Here is a 13,910-nt window from a genome sequence, read left to right as displayed (position 1 = left end):
ATGGGTTACCGAAAATAGGTAATAGATAGGTACAAGACCAATGATTTCATTACCGCTCGCCGCACCATCGGAACCATGGACAATTCTCGTTGATATTTTATTCTTTTTTCTCGCATCTGCAGCCTGTGCCTATTATTTTTATTATTACAAACGAAAAGACTTACTTGGTAAATTTTGGGGTTCCACCTTTGTCGCAGGCATTGGTGCTTTGATTGTATTCGCAACTTTACAAACCTACATCAGAGACATCATTATGTGGCTCATGTCTCCTAAAATTGGCTCCACTCAATTATCAAACGTGAATTTGGTCGCTATTTTTCTTGGTGGATTTTTTGCTCTCTACGTGATGAACCGAATCAACCATAACAAAGAACGACGGGATTGAGTTCGATTTCTCATACAGTTTTAGATACTTTAGAAAATTATAATAAAATCCGAGCAGCGCAAGGACAAATCCTTGTTTCCCATCTAAGATCCCTAATCGGATCCAGTACATATAAAATCCTTTAAAACATCCCTTCACAAAAGCCCAAAGCACTGAGCTTTGTTTCCCCTTCCTAAATTCTTCTTCCGCAAATAAACTTGAGTAACGATCGATGAACTTTAAATGGTCCGAGATATTTTTATAAGAATAATGAAATAATGGAGTTTTTAATTTGTTTGGGTTGCCACTGAGTTTGACTCTTTCATGCACCAAACCACCGCTAAACTGTCCTTCCGATTTTTGGAACAACCGAATTTGGTAATTAGGATAATACCCACCGAATCGAATCCATTTGCCTAAATAAAACGTGAGTCTCGGAACCAAAAAACCTTTTGGATCTAATTTATTATTGGCGAAAAGGGAGAGGATTTCTTCTTTTAATTTCGGAGAAACCACCTCATCAGCGTCAATGGCAAGGACCCAATCATTTTTGGTTTTAGAAATCGCGAAGTTTTTTTGGTCTGCATAATTTTGAAATGTGCGTTGGAATACTTTGGCCCCAAATGATTTCGCAATGGAGACTGTATCATCTGTAGAACCTGAATCTACGATGATGATATCATCAATAAAGGATATTGCATCTAAGGTGCGACTGAGATTGTCTGCTTCGTTTAAAGTGATGATGGCACAAGAAAGGGGAATTGATGGCATTTAAAAATTAATTAGATTCGCGGCTTGAAACAAAATTTTCGCTGAGTGGTATTTCCAATCTTGCAATGGTAGAATCCTCGCCAATGATGATTCTAAAATAATTGGGATCAATCCCTTCCCCTTTTAACATGATGAGGATGAGGGCAAGTCCAAGGCCTGCTCCTTCTGATGTATCCGCGTTGTCGATGTAAAACTGAGCAATGTCATCATACATCATACCTTTTTCCAAACGTTCCCGTATTGACTTTTCTTCTTCTTTGGCAATGGGGGTATTATTGATCACTTCGATGAGGATGCCATCATCATTGTATTTAAAATTAATTAAGCAGTAGTAACCCTTTTTTTTTGCCTTGATCCCGAATTCATTCGACATCTCTTCCGAAAACATCTCTCGATACTCGCGGACCCCTTTCGCATACTCCGAAGGGTTTAACATGCTATAACCACGTTCTTCGAAGAAAACACGTTTTTGGTTGGCCTTACAAGCATTGATCGCAAGTTCTTTGATGATGGTATACAGTGTGGGGACAAGAGTTGGGTAGGTAAGGCGGTCTAAAATGAGGCCTACGGCCTCTTTGATGTGCTCTTCCACGGATTTGGAGACCCGATGGGTCTTTAGCGAGAGAATTTTCCCGTTTTCGATATGTAATTTGATGTGATCAGAAATCTCGCTTGTTTCCTTTCCCATACCCGAAATCTTTTCCATTCTAGTCCTTACTGTCAAGGTACTAAGACCGCTAGCATGAAAAACCGCAGGCTTCTATCCCTCACCTTATTCCTATCGGCCATTACCCCTACCATTCTTTTGTCCCAATCTTTGAAAATGAAATCTGTTCGGATCTGGGACAGCGAAAAAGCCAATTTTTCAGGATTTGTGGATTTGGAAGTGGGCCAGGGCAAAATTCTATCGATCAAACCCGCAGTTCCAAAACCAAATCCAGAATTCCTTTTGCCTGGATTTTGTGATGCTTCCGTTACCTTAAGTGCCAATGGGCAAGGTGGGAAAACGAATTTGTCCGAACTTTCCAAGGTTTTCCTTGGATTCCTTTCGGCTGGGTTTAGCCACGTTGAGTCAGTGGGTGATCCAAACCTCAATTCCCTCCAACCACTGGTACTTAAGTCCAAATGGAATGCACCCATCCTGACCCAATCCCAAAAACCACATTTGTATTCGGAACTCGAAGTGGGTGAAGGCTCGAATTACCATTCAGGTCTCAAGGGAAACTTTGATCCCAAACGAAATAGCCATACCCCTATTTTTTTGAAAGAAAAGGAAAACCGCGGTTTCTCCCAAACGGAACTTTTTGCCAAACGAAAGGAATTGGAATCAAATAGGAAATTGGCGATTGCTTACACCTTCGCCGACAAAACCAGTTGGGAAGATGCCTTGGACACTGGTTTTTCCGTGATCTTCCATCCCATGCCAGAAGGGACAAATCTCTACCGCACCCAAAAACGTGATTTTTTATGGGCCCCTCTTTTTGGAATCTTATACCTCCAGGAATTAAAACGAAATCCAACACTCGGAAAAGAAGAAGAAATCCTTTGGGGAACCTTAAGTCCTTATTTTGGCAAAGTTTGGAAAGGGAATCTGGGTTGGGAGGAACCTTCGGAAAATGAAAGCCTCACTCCTTTTTCGGTGTATGCCTCAGCGTTCCGTTCGGAAAGAGAAACACATTCCAATTTGTTATTTGCAAGTGGGGCAGGGCATTGGGGTTTATTCCCGGGCCAAGCTGCCGTGGTGGAAGTGAGGCTTTGGGAAAACCTGTTACAAGAATCAGCGAACCTTGGTGAATCACAAGAATCAGAATCCAAAGGGTTTTGGGATTCGCTTTTTGGAAAACGTACCGATAAAATTTTGCCAACCCATCGGGATGTCGATAGCCTCCCCGCGGTGCGCCGCCGTCTCATCCAAACCCTTACGGAAAAAACCTGCCAATACGTTGGTGCGGATCATGGGGGAAGGATCAAACTGGGAGGACCCGCTCATTTTTCCATCCTGACAGAAAATCCACTGAAACGCCCTTCGGGAATATTTCCAATTGAATCCATGGTATTGGGAGGAAAATTGGTATATACCTCGAAACCCACCAAGGAAGGAACCGCAAAATGAAAGGCCCATCCTCAGAATTTGACCGTTTATTAGAAGAAAGTTTTAAAAAAAGGCAATCCATTGAACCTGGATCACGCCACGAAGCAAAAGTAACAGCTGTTAAAAACGATTATGTATTCATTCGCACCCTAGACAATAAAGTTGTAGGAAATATTGCAAGCGAAGAGTGGAGAGATGATGTATTGCCAAAGGTTGGCGATCCACTGGTTGTTTATTTTTTAAAAGAAAACTCAGGTGATTTTTATTTTACCACTTGTTTGTCCCAAGACAACCTAACAGAAGAAAACTTAGAACTAGCAAATCAATTTGAAATTCCTGTGCTTGGCCAATTATTACAAGAAGGCAATGGTGGATGGGACGTAAAACTTGGCAGTCATACGGCCTTTGTTCCCTTTAGCCAATTGGACAGTTCACTCAAAGGAAAAAATATTTCCGGAAAACGAATTAAGTTTATCATTTCCGAACTTGGGAAAAAACAAAACAAAATCCTGCTTTCCCAAAAGAAAATTGCGGATAAAGAAAGAGAAACAAAAAAACAACTGTTACGCGATGAGTTGAAAGTGGGGATGTTTGTTTCATGTGTTGTGAAAAGCATTCATAAATTTGGACTCATTGTGGACATGGATGGACTGGATGCATTGGTCCCTCAGTCGGAAGCAACGTACAAAAAAAATCCAGATCTGACCACAGAGTTTCGTGTGGGAGAAACCCTTCGTGCGAAAATTTTAACCTTAGATTGGTCGATGAATAAAATTTCACTCAGCGTAAAAGATTTTTTATCAGACCCATGGTCAGGGAAACTTCCTTTTAAGGAATCGGATATCATATCAGGGACAGTGGAATCGATCAAACCCTTCGGACTTTTTGTACGGTTGGGTGAGGATTTTTCTGGACTTGTTCCCAATAAGGAATCAGGGATCCCACAAAGGACACCACTCAATACTGTTTTCCAACCAGGCCAAAAACTAGAAGTGTTTGTTTTGGAAATCAATCCAGAAAAAAGACAAATTGCGTTATCGATATCGAAGGCGGCGGAAGCAAAAGATCGTATGGAATACCAAGAGTATCTTTCCAAAGATGATGCGGGTGCCTCGGTTTCCAGTTTTGGTCTTGCGTTAAAGAAATCTTTGGAAAAGCAAAAAAAGAAGTAAACTTCCTTTGGAAATTGCCTTATACCGTCCTGAAATTCCACCTAACACTGGTAATATCGCGCGTCTATGTGTGAATGCTGGGGTGCCACTTTCCATTGTTGGGGAACCTTCCTTTGACCTCTCTGAAAAAGCGGTGAGGCGAGCAGGCCTAGATTACTGGAAGGATTTGGAATTGTATCGGTTTGCCACTTGGGAAACCTTTCAAAAGGCCAAAGAAACGGAAGGGAAACGAATTTTCCTCGTTTCCAAATTTGGAAAAAAAGTCTACTGGGACGTAACGTTCCAAGCGCAAGATGTGTTTTTATTTGGTAGGGAGACCTCAGGGCTTCCAGAAGAAATTCACAAAGGACACCCTTCTGACCAAATCATTTCCATACCTATGGCAGAAGCGAGTCGTTCGATCAATTTGTCCAATGCCGTTGCCATCATCCTTTATGAAGCACTGCGCCAAGAAAAATCGCGGACTAACCCCTAAAGGATAAAACAATTTACAACTCTTCCGTTCCCATTGGAATGGGAATATATGCCGTTCCCTCTCTCCAGAACCGAGTTAGAGAAAGAAATCAAAACTTTGTTCTCCAATGGACTTTCGGGGAATGTGAACGATTTTTACTCTTGGGTGATTATGGAAACCCAGAGAAAGTTCAAAGATGTACCAAATACAACTTTGGAAACGGTCATTACGGTTATGGATGAGTTTGTGAAAGATGGACTCATCACCACAAATCCAATCGACCCTCGTGAATATTACATCACAGACGAATCTCCCATTGTTCGTAAAATGGGTAACTCTGAAACCTTTGTCATCCTTGGTGCGCTCCACTTCAATCCTATGCAGTATGTTCGTGCAAGGCTTGCCTATTTTCTCAAACGGAATGGGATTGATGAAGAGTTACGGATGGACCTTTGCATTGCCACAGTCGAAGCCGTGGAAAATGCGGCGAAGTATGGGGATGGTGGTGGAGTGGAAGTCACCTTCCAAATCGATAAACAAAAAGTTTTTACGATTGAAATGATCAATACAGTAAAAGATTTTAATTTGGAAGACGATATCCAAAGGGGCAAGTTTTCTTCTACGGCAACCCTGATGCGTGGCATGATGGTCATGCAAAAACTTTTTGATTCAGTGGATTTAGAAATCACTGATAACAGAAAACAAGCTATTCTAAAAGCAACTCGTAAATTAACATAGGTTCCTATGGCAAATTTCAAAATGGTTTCTCCCTTCAAAGCTGCCGGAGACCAAGTGAAAGCAATTGAAAATATTGCAAAGTCATTCGGTGAAGGTAAAAACAAAATCACACTCGTTGGTGTGACTGGTTCTGGAAAAACATTTACGATGGCCGAGGTCATCACACGAGTCAAAAAACCCACGTTAATTTTATCCCATAACAAAACATTGGCGGCACAGTTATTCCGTGAGTTTAAGGAATTTTTTCCAGAGAATGCTGTAGAGTATTTTGTTTCCTATTACGACTATTACCAACCCGAAGCTTACGTCCCATCGTCTGACACCTTTATTGAAAAAGATATGTCGATGAATGAGGAGATCGACAAACTTAGGTTACGTGCAACATCTAGCCTTTTGGAACGTGATGATGTGATCATTGTAAGTTCCGTATCTTGTATTTACGGTTTGGGTTCTCCGGAAGATTACATGAACTCGGTTGTCATGTTACATGTGGGGGATAAAATTGATCGTGACCAAATCATTCGTAAGTTTTTGCACATCCAATATGCAAGAAACGATATCGATTTTAGTCGGGGAAATTTCCGAGTGCGTGGGGATACAATTGAAATCATGCCTTCCTACCAAGAAGAAGGGATTCGGATCGAACTATTTGGAGATGAAATTGATGGCCTTTCTAAAATTGATCCTCTTACGGGAAAGGTAAAAACAAAACTCGACAGAGTTGTCGTATATCCTGCCAAACACTTTATCACTTCTGGTCCTAAAATCAAAGACGCCATGGAAAAGATAAAAGAAGAGATGGCGGCACAAAAAGAATATTTTTTAAAACAAGGCAAACACCTTGAAGCGGAACGAATCGAATCAAGAACCAACTACGATATGGAAATGTTACTTGAGCTTGGTTATTGCAGTGGGATTGAGAACTACTCTAGACATTTGACGGGTAGGTCGGAAGGGGAAAGGCCAGCTTGTTTACTCGATTATTTTCCAGGAAAAGATTTTTTACTCATCATTGATGAGTCCCATGTTACACTTCCTCAAATTGGAGGGATGTATGCAGGAGATAGGTCCAGAAAACAGACGTTAGTTGATTTTGGGTTTCGTTTGCCGAGTGCTTTGGATAACCGGCCTTTGAATTTTACAGAATTTGAAGCAATGACACCAAGGACTTTATATGTTTCAGCCACACCGGATGAGAATGAAATCAAAAAAAGTGAAGCGGTGTTTGAACAAATCATTCGACCAACGGGCCTTCTTGATCCAATTGTGGAAGTGAGACCAACCACTAATCAAATCGAAGACTTACTCAACGAAATCCGACTTCGTATCGAACAAAAAGAGAGGATCCTCATCACAACTCTCACAAAAAAAATGTCAGAGGATCTAACGGACTATTACAAAGAGGTGGGCTTAAAAATTGCATACCTCCATTCGGAAATCGATACCATCGAACGAACAGAAATCATTCGGGACTTACGAAAGGGTGTGTATGATTGTATCGTTGGGATCAATTTATTACGAGAAGGTCTAGACATTCCTGAAGTATCTCTTGTTGCCATCCTTGATGCAGATAAAGAGGGTTTTCTCAGAAACTATAAATCTCTTATCCAAACCATAGGTCGGGCCGCAAGGAATGTGAATGGCAAAGCAATTTTGTATGCGGATCGTATGACCGATTCCATGAAAAAAGCCATCAGTGAAACGGAACGCCGGCGATTGATCCAAGAAGCTCATAACCAAAAAATGGGAATCACTCCGCAAACGATCCGAAAGGAAATTCATGATATCCTGCCGAGAGAAATGGCGGAAGAAGATAGCAAAGAAGAAGCTTTAAAAGACCTGGAAAAAGAATTTACCTTGAAGAAATACAAAACCAAAGACAAGTTACGTGAAGCTTTGAAGCGTGAAATGTTACGTTACGCGAATGACTTGGATTTTGAAAAAGCGGCCATGTTTCGCGATAAAATGTTAGCACTTGGTCCAGATAAAATTGAAACATAAGGAAGGATACGGATTGGAAACAAATGAATTTTGGGAAAACCCAAACAAATTGGCAAGACTAGAAGACACTTTACCCAAACAGATCTTTTTACTTCCGATCAAAGTGCGACCCGTTTTCCCTGGAATCATCACACCTCTTATCGTACCACCAGGCAGGTTCATCCAGTCCATTGAAGAATCGTCGAAAGGAGCAGGTTTTCTTGGACTTATATTGCTGAAAGAAGATGAATCAGAACTTCCTTCAGAAGATAATATCTTTCAGATTGGAGTGGTTGCAAGGATTCTCAAAAAAATCAACCTACCTGATGGTGGGATGAATATTTTAGTCAACACAATCCAAAGATTTAAAATCAATTCAATTCACACCAAAGAACCAATGTTAATCGCAAATGTGTCCTATCCGGAAGAAGAATTGGGTACAAGCAAAAATAACATTAAGGCATTGATGCGAACTTTACTCATCTTAACAAAAGAATTGGCACAAAACAATCCATTGTTCACGGAAGACATGAAGTTAACCATGATGAATGTGAACGAACCTGCAAAAATGGCTGATTTTGTATGTTCCATTCTCAATTTAGAAAAAGAAGAATACCAGTCGGTCATTGAAGCCATCCAAATCAATGACCGATTAGAAAAGGTTTTATTATTTTTAAAAAAAGAAATCGAGTTAGTTGTATTACAGAAAAAAATCAAAGAACAAATCAATGATAAAATTGATAACCAACAAAGGCAGTTTTTTTTAAGAGAGCAATTAAAAGCCATCCAACAAGAATTAGGTGTTGGTGAAGATAAAACCGAACAAAAATACGATAAATTGCTCACACGTTTGAAATCAATTCCAGTTGCAGACGAAATTATTGTGGAAGTGGAAAGGGAAATCGATAAATTCAAAAACTCAGATCCAATTTCTAGTGATTATAATGTAATTCGAAACTATTTAGATTTGGTGGATAGCCTGCCGTGGGAAAAACCAAAACCCAAAGATATCAATTTACTTCATGCCAAAAAAGTTTTAAATCGTGACCACCATAAATTGGAAGATGTAAAAGAACGGATTTTTGAATTTTTGGCAGTACACAAACTCAATCCAAAAAGTAAAGGATCCATCCTATGTCTTGTTGGCCCACCAGGTGTGGGTAAAACTTCAATTGCAAAATCCATTGCGGAAGCACTTGGTAGGAAATTTTACAGATTTAGTGTTGGTGGAGTTCGGGACGAAGCTGAGATCAAAGGGCATCGTAGGACTTACATTGGTGCCATGCCAGGAAAACTCATCAACGCATTGAAAATCACAAAAGAAAGGGATACAGTGATCTTACTTGATGAGATTGATAAGATGTCACAAGGATACCAAGGTGATCCGCAAGCGGCCTTGTTAGAAGTACTCGATCCAGAACAAAATTTTAATTTCAGAGATCATTATTTAGATTTACCTTTCGATTTATCGGATGTGTTGTTTATCGCCACAGCCAACACCTTTGAACCCATTCCGCGAGTGTTACTCGATCGGATGGAGGTGATCCAACTTTCCGGTTATATCACAGAAGAAAAAGTCCAGATTTTCCAAAAATATCTATGGAGTAAAATTTTTATTAAAAATGGATTAAACCCTGATTTGTTTACAATGAAAAAAGAGACCGTGACCCATCTCATCAACTCCTATTCCAGAGAATCAGGGTTACGCGGTCTCGAAAAAACATTTGATAAATTGGTGCGTAAACTTGCCCTCAAACAAGTGTTAAAGGAAAAATTCTCAAAAGAAATCAGAGAAAAAGATCTGGTGGAATACTTAGGACCACCTCCATTTGTGGATGACAGGATGACCATTCCAAAAGTACGAGGAACTGCTTTGGGTTTGGCATGGACCAATGCTGGTGGATCAACTTTACTCATCGAAGCGGTTTTAATCCCTGGGAAAGGTGGATTAACACTTACTGGCCAAATGGGTAAAATGATGGAAGAGTCCGCAAACATAGCTTTTTCGTTTGTAAAAAATTATTTAAACAACGATGGTTTGTTTGAGAAAAAAGCCATCCACTTACACGTGCCAGACGGTGCCACTCCAAAGGATGGGCCTAGTGCTGGGATTACTATGGCAACAGCCATTTTGTCTCTTGTGACAAACCGAGTGGTAAATCCTGGATTTGGAATGACAGGTGAACTAACGTTAACAGGTGAAGTTTTGGCAATCGGTGGATTACGCGAAAAAATAGTGGCGGCAAAACGAGTGGGAATCAAAAAAATCATTTTCCCGAAAGATAATGAAAAAGCTTTCCAAGAAATCCCGGATTATGTAAAAAAAGGTGTTACCTTTTATCCTGTTACAAGGTTTGAAGAAGTTGAGGCATTGGTTTTTCCTAAAACAAAGAGTAAGAAAAAATGAACTATAAAAATAATTCCTTTTATTTGATTTTAGAAGTATTGTACGGACATCTAACGGACCTAATGCGGTTTTTATGGCAAAAGAAAAACCAGGTTTTGGTGATTGGGTTCATTTCCGGTGTATTTCTTACTTTTTTCTTTTTGGGTGGAGCCTACGTCGTCTGGTCTGGTGAGGAAACTAGGGTACATAAATCCTTAGAAAAATATAGATCAGAAGTTTCAAATTTTTATGACACTTTCCAACCTAAATCAGTGAAGATCCTTGATCGAAGTGGGAAGGTGATGGGTGAGTTTTACCGTCGCAATTTTCGTCCCATTCGTACGGATAATCTAAACAAACACAATGTGATTGTTTGGGCTGTTTTGTCTTCAGAAGATAGAGAATTTTTTTCACATTCAGGTATTAATTATACGGCCATTATGCGGGCTGTTGTCACCAATTTGGTGCAGTTTCGTTTGTCACAAGGTGGTTCGACCATCTCACAACAGTTAGCAAAGCTTACTCTCAATCTTGGCAAACGAAATTTATTTAATAAACTTACGGAGTTATACTGTACGTTTTATATAGAGAGCCATCATTCAAAAGAAGAAATTTTAGCCATGTATCTCAACCAAATCTTTTTGGGAGAAGGCAATACTGGTGTAGAAGAAGCGGCGCGGTATTATTTTCGTAAACCAGCATCCGAACTCAGTCCTGAGGAAGCCGCACTACTTGTGGGGATCATCCCTGCACCAAGTGTTTACAATCCAGTAAGGAACTTAAATATTGCCCTCTCTCGCCAAAAACGAGTGTTATATGACATGGCAAGAAATCCCGAATTACATCCATCCCAAAAAGATATCCCAGTTAAATTTTCTGATTCCATTGAAGTGAACTTAAAACGATTTCGAACCATCTATAAGGTGAAAGAAACAAAAGACGATGAAGGAAATCCCAAATATTCCAGCGAAATTGGGAAGTATGGTGCAGACAAAGATTTTAGGGTCAACCTAGCACCTGATTTCAATGCAGAGATCAGAAGGTTTATCTTAGAAAAATTTTCAAACGAAGATTTGGAGGAACGTGGGTTACTGGTTTATACCACACTTGATTTGGAAAAACAAAGATTCGCGGAAGAAGCGTTACGAATTGGAGTTGATTCGGTTCGGTCTGACCTCTCCAAACAAGAGTTAGAATACCAAGGGAATGGAAAAGCTGACTTAGCAGAAGTGACAAGGAGTATTTTACCTCAACTCAGTGGATCCATGATTTCACTTGATCCAGAAACTGGAGATGTGGAAGCACTTGTGGGAGGGTATAAAATATCCAACGTCTTTCGTTTCAATCGCGCAGAAGAAGCAAGAAGGCAACCGGGATCTACAATCAAAGCTTTAGTATATGCACTTGCATTTGAAAAACGAATCGTGAATCCTTCATCAAAGATCAAAGATGAAAAATTAGACTTCTCTGGTTACTCACCAAAAAACTGGTACAAAGGGTATAAAGGGGAAATCACAGTCCGACAAGCCTTGGCTCAATCGGTGAATACTGTTTCTGTAAAACTCCTCCATGAAGTTGGTATTTCTTATTTCATCCAAAAACTCAGTGCCATTCTCTCCATACCTGAAGAAGAAGCCGAACAAAGATTCCAAAGGAACTTATCACTAGCGCTTGGTTCTGGGGAACTTAGTCCCATGGAGTTATCAGTGATTTATGCGACACTGATGAATGGGGGAAGACGGGTCACACCTAGAAAAATCATTAAAATCACTGATATGGATGGGAACGAATTTTATAATACCGTCCCCAATGAGGCCGCAGAACAAATATTAGATCCTGTAGCTTGTGCAATGGCAGTGAATACCCTTCAATCTGTTTTAACGGAAGAAGGGACCATGACATTAAAACGAAAAGAAGGGGAACCTTTTTTGTATGCGGGAAAAACGGGAACGGTCCAATCACCCAAACTTAAATCATCAAAATGGAAAGGCATCAAAGGTGTTAGGGATGTCTGGTTTGCAGGACTCACTCCACGAAATGTAACAGTTGTTTGGGTCGGTCATGACGAAGGTGCGCCATTCCCTGGATCTGGTTCAGGAGTATCCGGTGGTATTTGGTACAAATACATCCAAAATGTGAAATCGAAATTGGGCATGGGGAACCAATTGATTTCGAGTTTTGTTGGTGATTTTGTCAAAGTTGATGTATGTGCTGATGATGGAACTATGATTGAGCAAAGTCCTGAATATGTATGTAAAGTCCCACTGTATGCTCAGTATTATTATATTGGGGATTTGCCACCGAAGAGAAGTGGTTTCAATAAATCGGATCCACAACCTAATATCAGTAATGTGCCAAATGGTGCTATGGAAGAAGATTCTGAAATTTCCACTTATGAGTCAGATGGGACGAAAATACAGCCTACAGCAGTGGATTCCGTTGAGTTAGAACCGCCACTTATAGATAATCGGCGAGTTCGGTATAACGAAGAAACTCCTTAGAGATAAGATAGTTTTCTTGGATGGACCAAAGGAAAATCCAAGGTTTCTCTTTTGTGACAGTTTCGATCACCTGTTTGGCATCATTTAAATTACGATTGGGTTTACTAAGTAGTTGGCCAATCATATGGTTTTGGTAAAAGGACCGGTTGCCACCATTCCCAGTTTTTTCTGGATGGAAAAGTGGATCTAAAAAATTCCAAATGGAATCGTAATCAGAATACCATGTAAGTAGCGTTAGGTCTCCTTTTCCTTCTCCATTTTCTTTGTATAAAGGGGCTTTTTCCATTGGTCTCAATTTAATTTTTAAACCTATTTCTTCTAATGCTTGTTTAATGGCTCTTCCTTTGGTTTGGTTTTCATCATCCCCTCTCATCCGAAAATCAATTTCTTTTTTTAGGATGTTTGGATAACACTTAGAAAGTTTTAATTCAGAGTTAGCCTTTTCTTTATGATAACCTATTTCGATTTTCTTTAGGTTGAGTTTTAACTTCTCTACATAGGGCAAAGGGACGGGTCCATAAGTCAAATCAGCATGATTTTCCAATAGTTTTTGAATGATTTGTTCCCTTGGAATACTGAAGTTTAATGCATTCCGAAAATGGAGATCAAAACAAGGATTGGTTTGGTTGATGGTTACGTATTGTACGGACCTTCCTTTTTTGGTGAGAGTATACTCAGAAGTTGCTTCTGGGATGGAAAGTAAAAAATCAGAGAGTTTAAATGCATCCAGTTCTGATTTGCGATACAAAAATAACGATGTTGTGGATTGGGGTAAAATACGAAATCGTATCGAGTTAGGTAAGTTTTCCGTTAATTCTTTTTGGGCTTCTAAATCAATGAATTCATTTTTTTTCCATTGTTTGAGTTTGTATTTCCCATAGGATTTTAAATGATGATCCTGCCATTCTTCTTTTCCAATGATGGATGCGAAAGGCAAACTGAACTTTTCTTTCCATTCTGTTTCAGTGGTTCCCTTTTGGAAATGGAACTCGAGTGAAAATTTAGAATGGGCTTTGGATGCAGAAGGATCATTTGATCTTAACAAAGAGGGAGAAGGCTCGGCAACTTGTGAAGGAAGTATCCGAATCGATTTTAAGAATTGGTAGTCTGCTTTTCTTGGATAGGATTCAGAGATCAATCTGGATAAACTAAAATGGATGTCTTCCATGGGAGGACTTGTCTCATTGAACTCGATACGCCAAATTTCTTCCGAAGCATTGCTCACTCGTTTTGCATTGGAAATCCAGGGCGAAACAAATGATTCCTTTTCCACTTGGAAAATTCCTTGGTGGAGGAATCTTGCTAGTTTTTGGCTTGTTAGGTCTGTGCTAAACAAGGGATCCAAATGGGCAGGGTCTGAAGGGAGAGCAATTTGAATGGCAAACTCCTCCGTTTCTCTCCCACAAAAAGTGAGGGACAAGAGAAAGAAAACGAGGGATAAGGTTCTCATAC

11 protein-coding genes are annotated in these 13,910 nt (G+C 39.9%); 8 read left to right on the top strand and 3 right to left on the bottom strand.

The window, feature by feature from the left end:
* Positions 1-40: 40 nt before the first annotated feature.
* Positions 41-385 (top strand): hypothetical protein, encoded by a 345-nt coding sequence (locus EHQ62_RS15870; RefSeq protein WP_039928508.1) that lies wholly within the window; start codon positions 41-43, stop codon positions 383-385.
* Here EHQ62_RS15870 and EHQ62_RS15865 read toward each other — a convergent pair.
* Both EHQ62_RS15865 and EHQ62_RS15860 read right to left on the bottom strand, forming a co-directional pair.
* On the bottom strand, positions 293-1,135 hold the full coding sequence (locus tag EHQ62_RS15865; RefSeq protein ID WP_135644635.1) for a glycosyltransferase family 2 protein: 843 nt from the start codon (positions 1,133-1,135) through the stop codon (positions 293-295). The genes EHQ62_RS15870 and EHQ62_RS15865 overlap by 93 nt on opposite strands.
* Positions 1,136-1,142: 7 nt before the next feature.
* On the bottom strand, positions 1,143-1,841 hold the full coding sequence (locus tag EHQ62_RS15860) for a histidine kinase (protein ID WP_135644633.1): 699 nt from the start codon (positions 1,839-1,841) through the stop codon (positions 1,143-1,145).
* A gap of 117 nt (positions 1,842-1,958) precedes the next feature.
* Here EHQ62_RS15860 and EHQ62_RS15855 point away from each other — a divergent pair, with 117 nt between their 5' ends.
* Genes EHQ62_RS15855 through EHQ62_RS15825 form a run of 7 tightly spaced genes read left to right on the top strand, consistent with a single transcriptional unit; the run spans position 1,959 to position 12,458 of the window.
* A complete protein-coding gene (locus EHQ62_RS15855; protein ID WP_244241811.1) occupies positions 1,959-3,248 on the top strand; it encodes a hypothetical protein in 1,290 nt (429 codons plus the stop codon).
* Positions 3,245-4,399, top strand: coding sequence for a S1 RNA-binding domain-containing protein (locus EHQ62_RS15850; RefSeq protein WP_135644629.1), 1,155 nt, complete (start codon positions 3,245-3,247; stop codon positions 4,397-4,399). Before EHQ62_RS15855 ends, EHQ62_RS15850 begins: the two co-directional genes overlap by 4 nt.
* Before the next feature lie 7 nt (positions 4,400-4,406).
* Positions 4,407-4,874, top strand: coding sequence for a tRNA (cytidine(34)-2'-O)-methyltransferase (locus EHQ62_RS15845; protein WP_135644627.1), 468 nt, complete (start codon positions 4,407-4,409; stop codon positions 4,872-4,874).
* Positions 4,875-4,922: 48 nt separating this feature from the next.
* Positions 4,923-5,591 (top strand): ATP-binding protein, encoded by a 669-nt coding sequence (locus tag EHQ62_RS15840; RefSeq protein WP_135644625.1) that lies wholly within the window; start codon positions 4,923-4,925, stop codon positions 5,589-5,591.
* A 6-nt stretch (positions 5,592-5,597) separates the two neighbouring features.
* Positions 5,598-7,592, top strand: a complete 1,995-nt coding sequence (gene uvrB, locus EHQ62_RS15835) for an excinuclease ABC subunit UvrB (protein ID WP_135644623.1) — start codon at positions 5,598-5,600, stop codon at positions 7,590-7,592.
* 13 nt (positions 7,593-7,605) lie between these two features.
* The gene (gene lon, locus EHQ62_RS15830) at positions 7,606-9,978 is read left to right on the top strand and encodes an endopeptidase La (RefSeq protein WP_135644958.1); all 2,373 of its coding nucleotides are present in this window, start codon (positions 7,606-7,608) and stop codon (positions 9,976-9,978) included.
* Complete coding sequence (locus EHQ62_RS15825) at positions 9,975-12,458, top strand: transglycosylase domain-containing protein (protein WP_135644621.1); 2,484 nt, start codon at positions 9,975-9,977, stop codon at positions 12,456-12,458. Before lon ends, EHQ62_RS15825 begins: the two co-directional genes overlap by 4 nt.
* Here the strand turns inward: EHQ62_RS15825 and EHQ62_RS15820 are convergent.
* Positions 12,415-13,908 (bottom strand): ABC transporter substrate-binding protein, encoded by a 1,494-nt coding sequence (locus EHQ62_RS15820; RefSeq protein WP_135644619.1) that lies wholly within the window; start codon positions 13,906-13,908, stop codon positions 12,415-12,417. The two genes, EHQ62_RS15825 and EHQ62_RS15820, sit on opposite strands and share 44 nt — an antisense overlap.
* Positions 13,909-13,910: the final 2 nt, after the last annotated feature.

This window comes from Leptospira jelokensis (assembly GCF_004769635.1).
Taxonomy (GTDB): domain Bacteria; phylum Spirochaetota; class Leptospiria; order Leptospirales; family Leptospiraceae; genus Leptospira_A; species Leptospira_A jelokensis.
The sequence above is the reverse complement of the archived record's forward strand: the minus strand, read 5'-3'. Positions and strand labels throughout refer to the sequence as shown.

Excerpts from the sequence above, each read along its gene's own strand:
- EHQ62_RS15870 (WP_039928508.1), top strand. The coding sequence starts at position 41 with ATGATTTCATTACCGCTCGCCGCACCATCGGAACCATGGACAATTCTC.
- EHQ62_RS15865 (WP_135644635.1), bottom strand. The coding sequence starts at position 1,135 with ATGCCATCAATTCCCCTTTCTTGTGCCATCATCACTTTAAACGAAGCA.
- EHQ62_RS15860 (WP_135644633.1), bottom strand. The coding sequence starts at position 1,841 with ATGGAAAAGATTTCGGGTATGGGAAAGGAAACAAGCGAGATTTCTGAT.
- EHQ62_RS15855 (WP_244241811.1), top strand. The coding sequence starts at position 1,959 with ATGAAATCTGTTCGGATCTGGGACAGCGAAAAAGCCAATTTTTCAGGA.
- EHQ62_RS15850 (WP_135644629.1), top strand. The coding sequence starts at position 3,245 with ATGAAAGGCCCATCCTCAGAATTTGACCGTTTATTAGAAGAAAGTTTT.
- EHQ62_RS15840 (WP_135644625.1), top strand. The coding sequence starts at position 4,923 with ATGCCGTTCCCTCTCTCCAGAACCGAGTTAGAGAAAGAAATCAAAACT.
- uvrB (WP_135644623.1), top strand. The coding sequence starts at position 5,598 with ATGGCAAATTTCAAAATGGTTTCTCCCTTCAAAGCTGCCGGAGACCAA.
- EHQ62_RS15825 (WP_135644621.1), top strand. The coding sequence starts at position 9,975 with ATGAACTATAAAAATAATTCCTTTTATTTGATTTTAGAAGTATTGTAC.
- EHQ62_RS15820 (WP_135644619.1), bottom strand. The coding sequence starts at position 13,908 with ATGAGAACCTTATCCCTCGTTTTCTTTCTCTTGTCCCTCACTTTTTGT.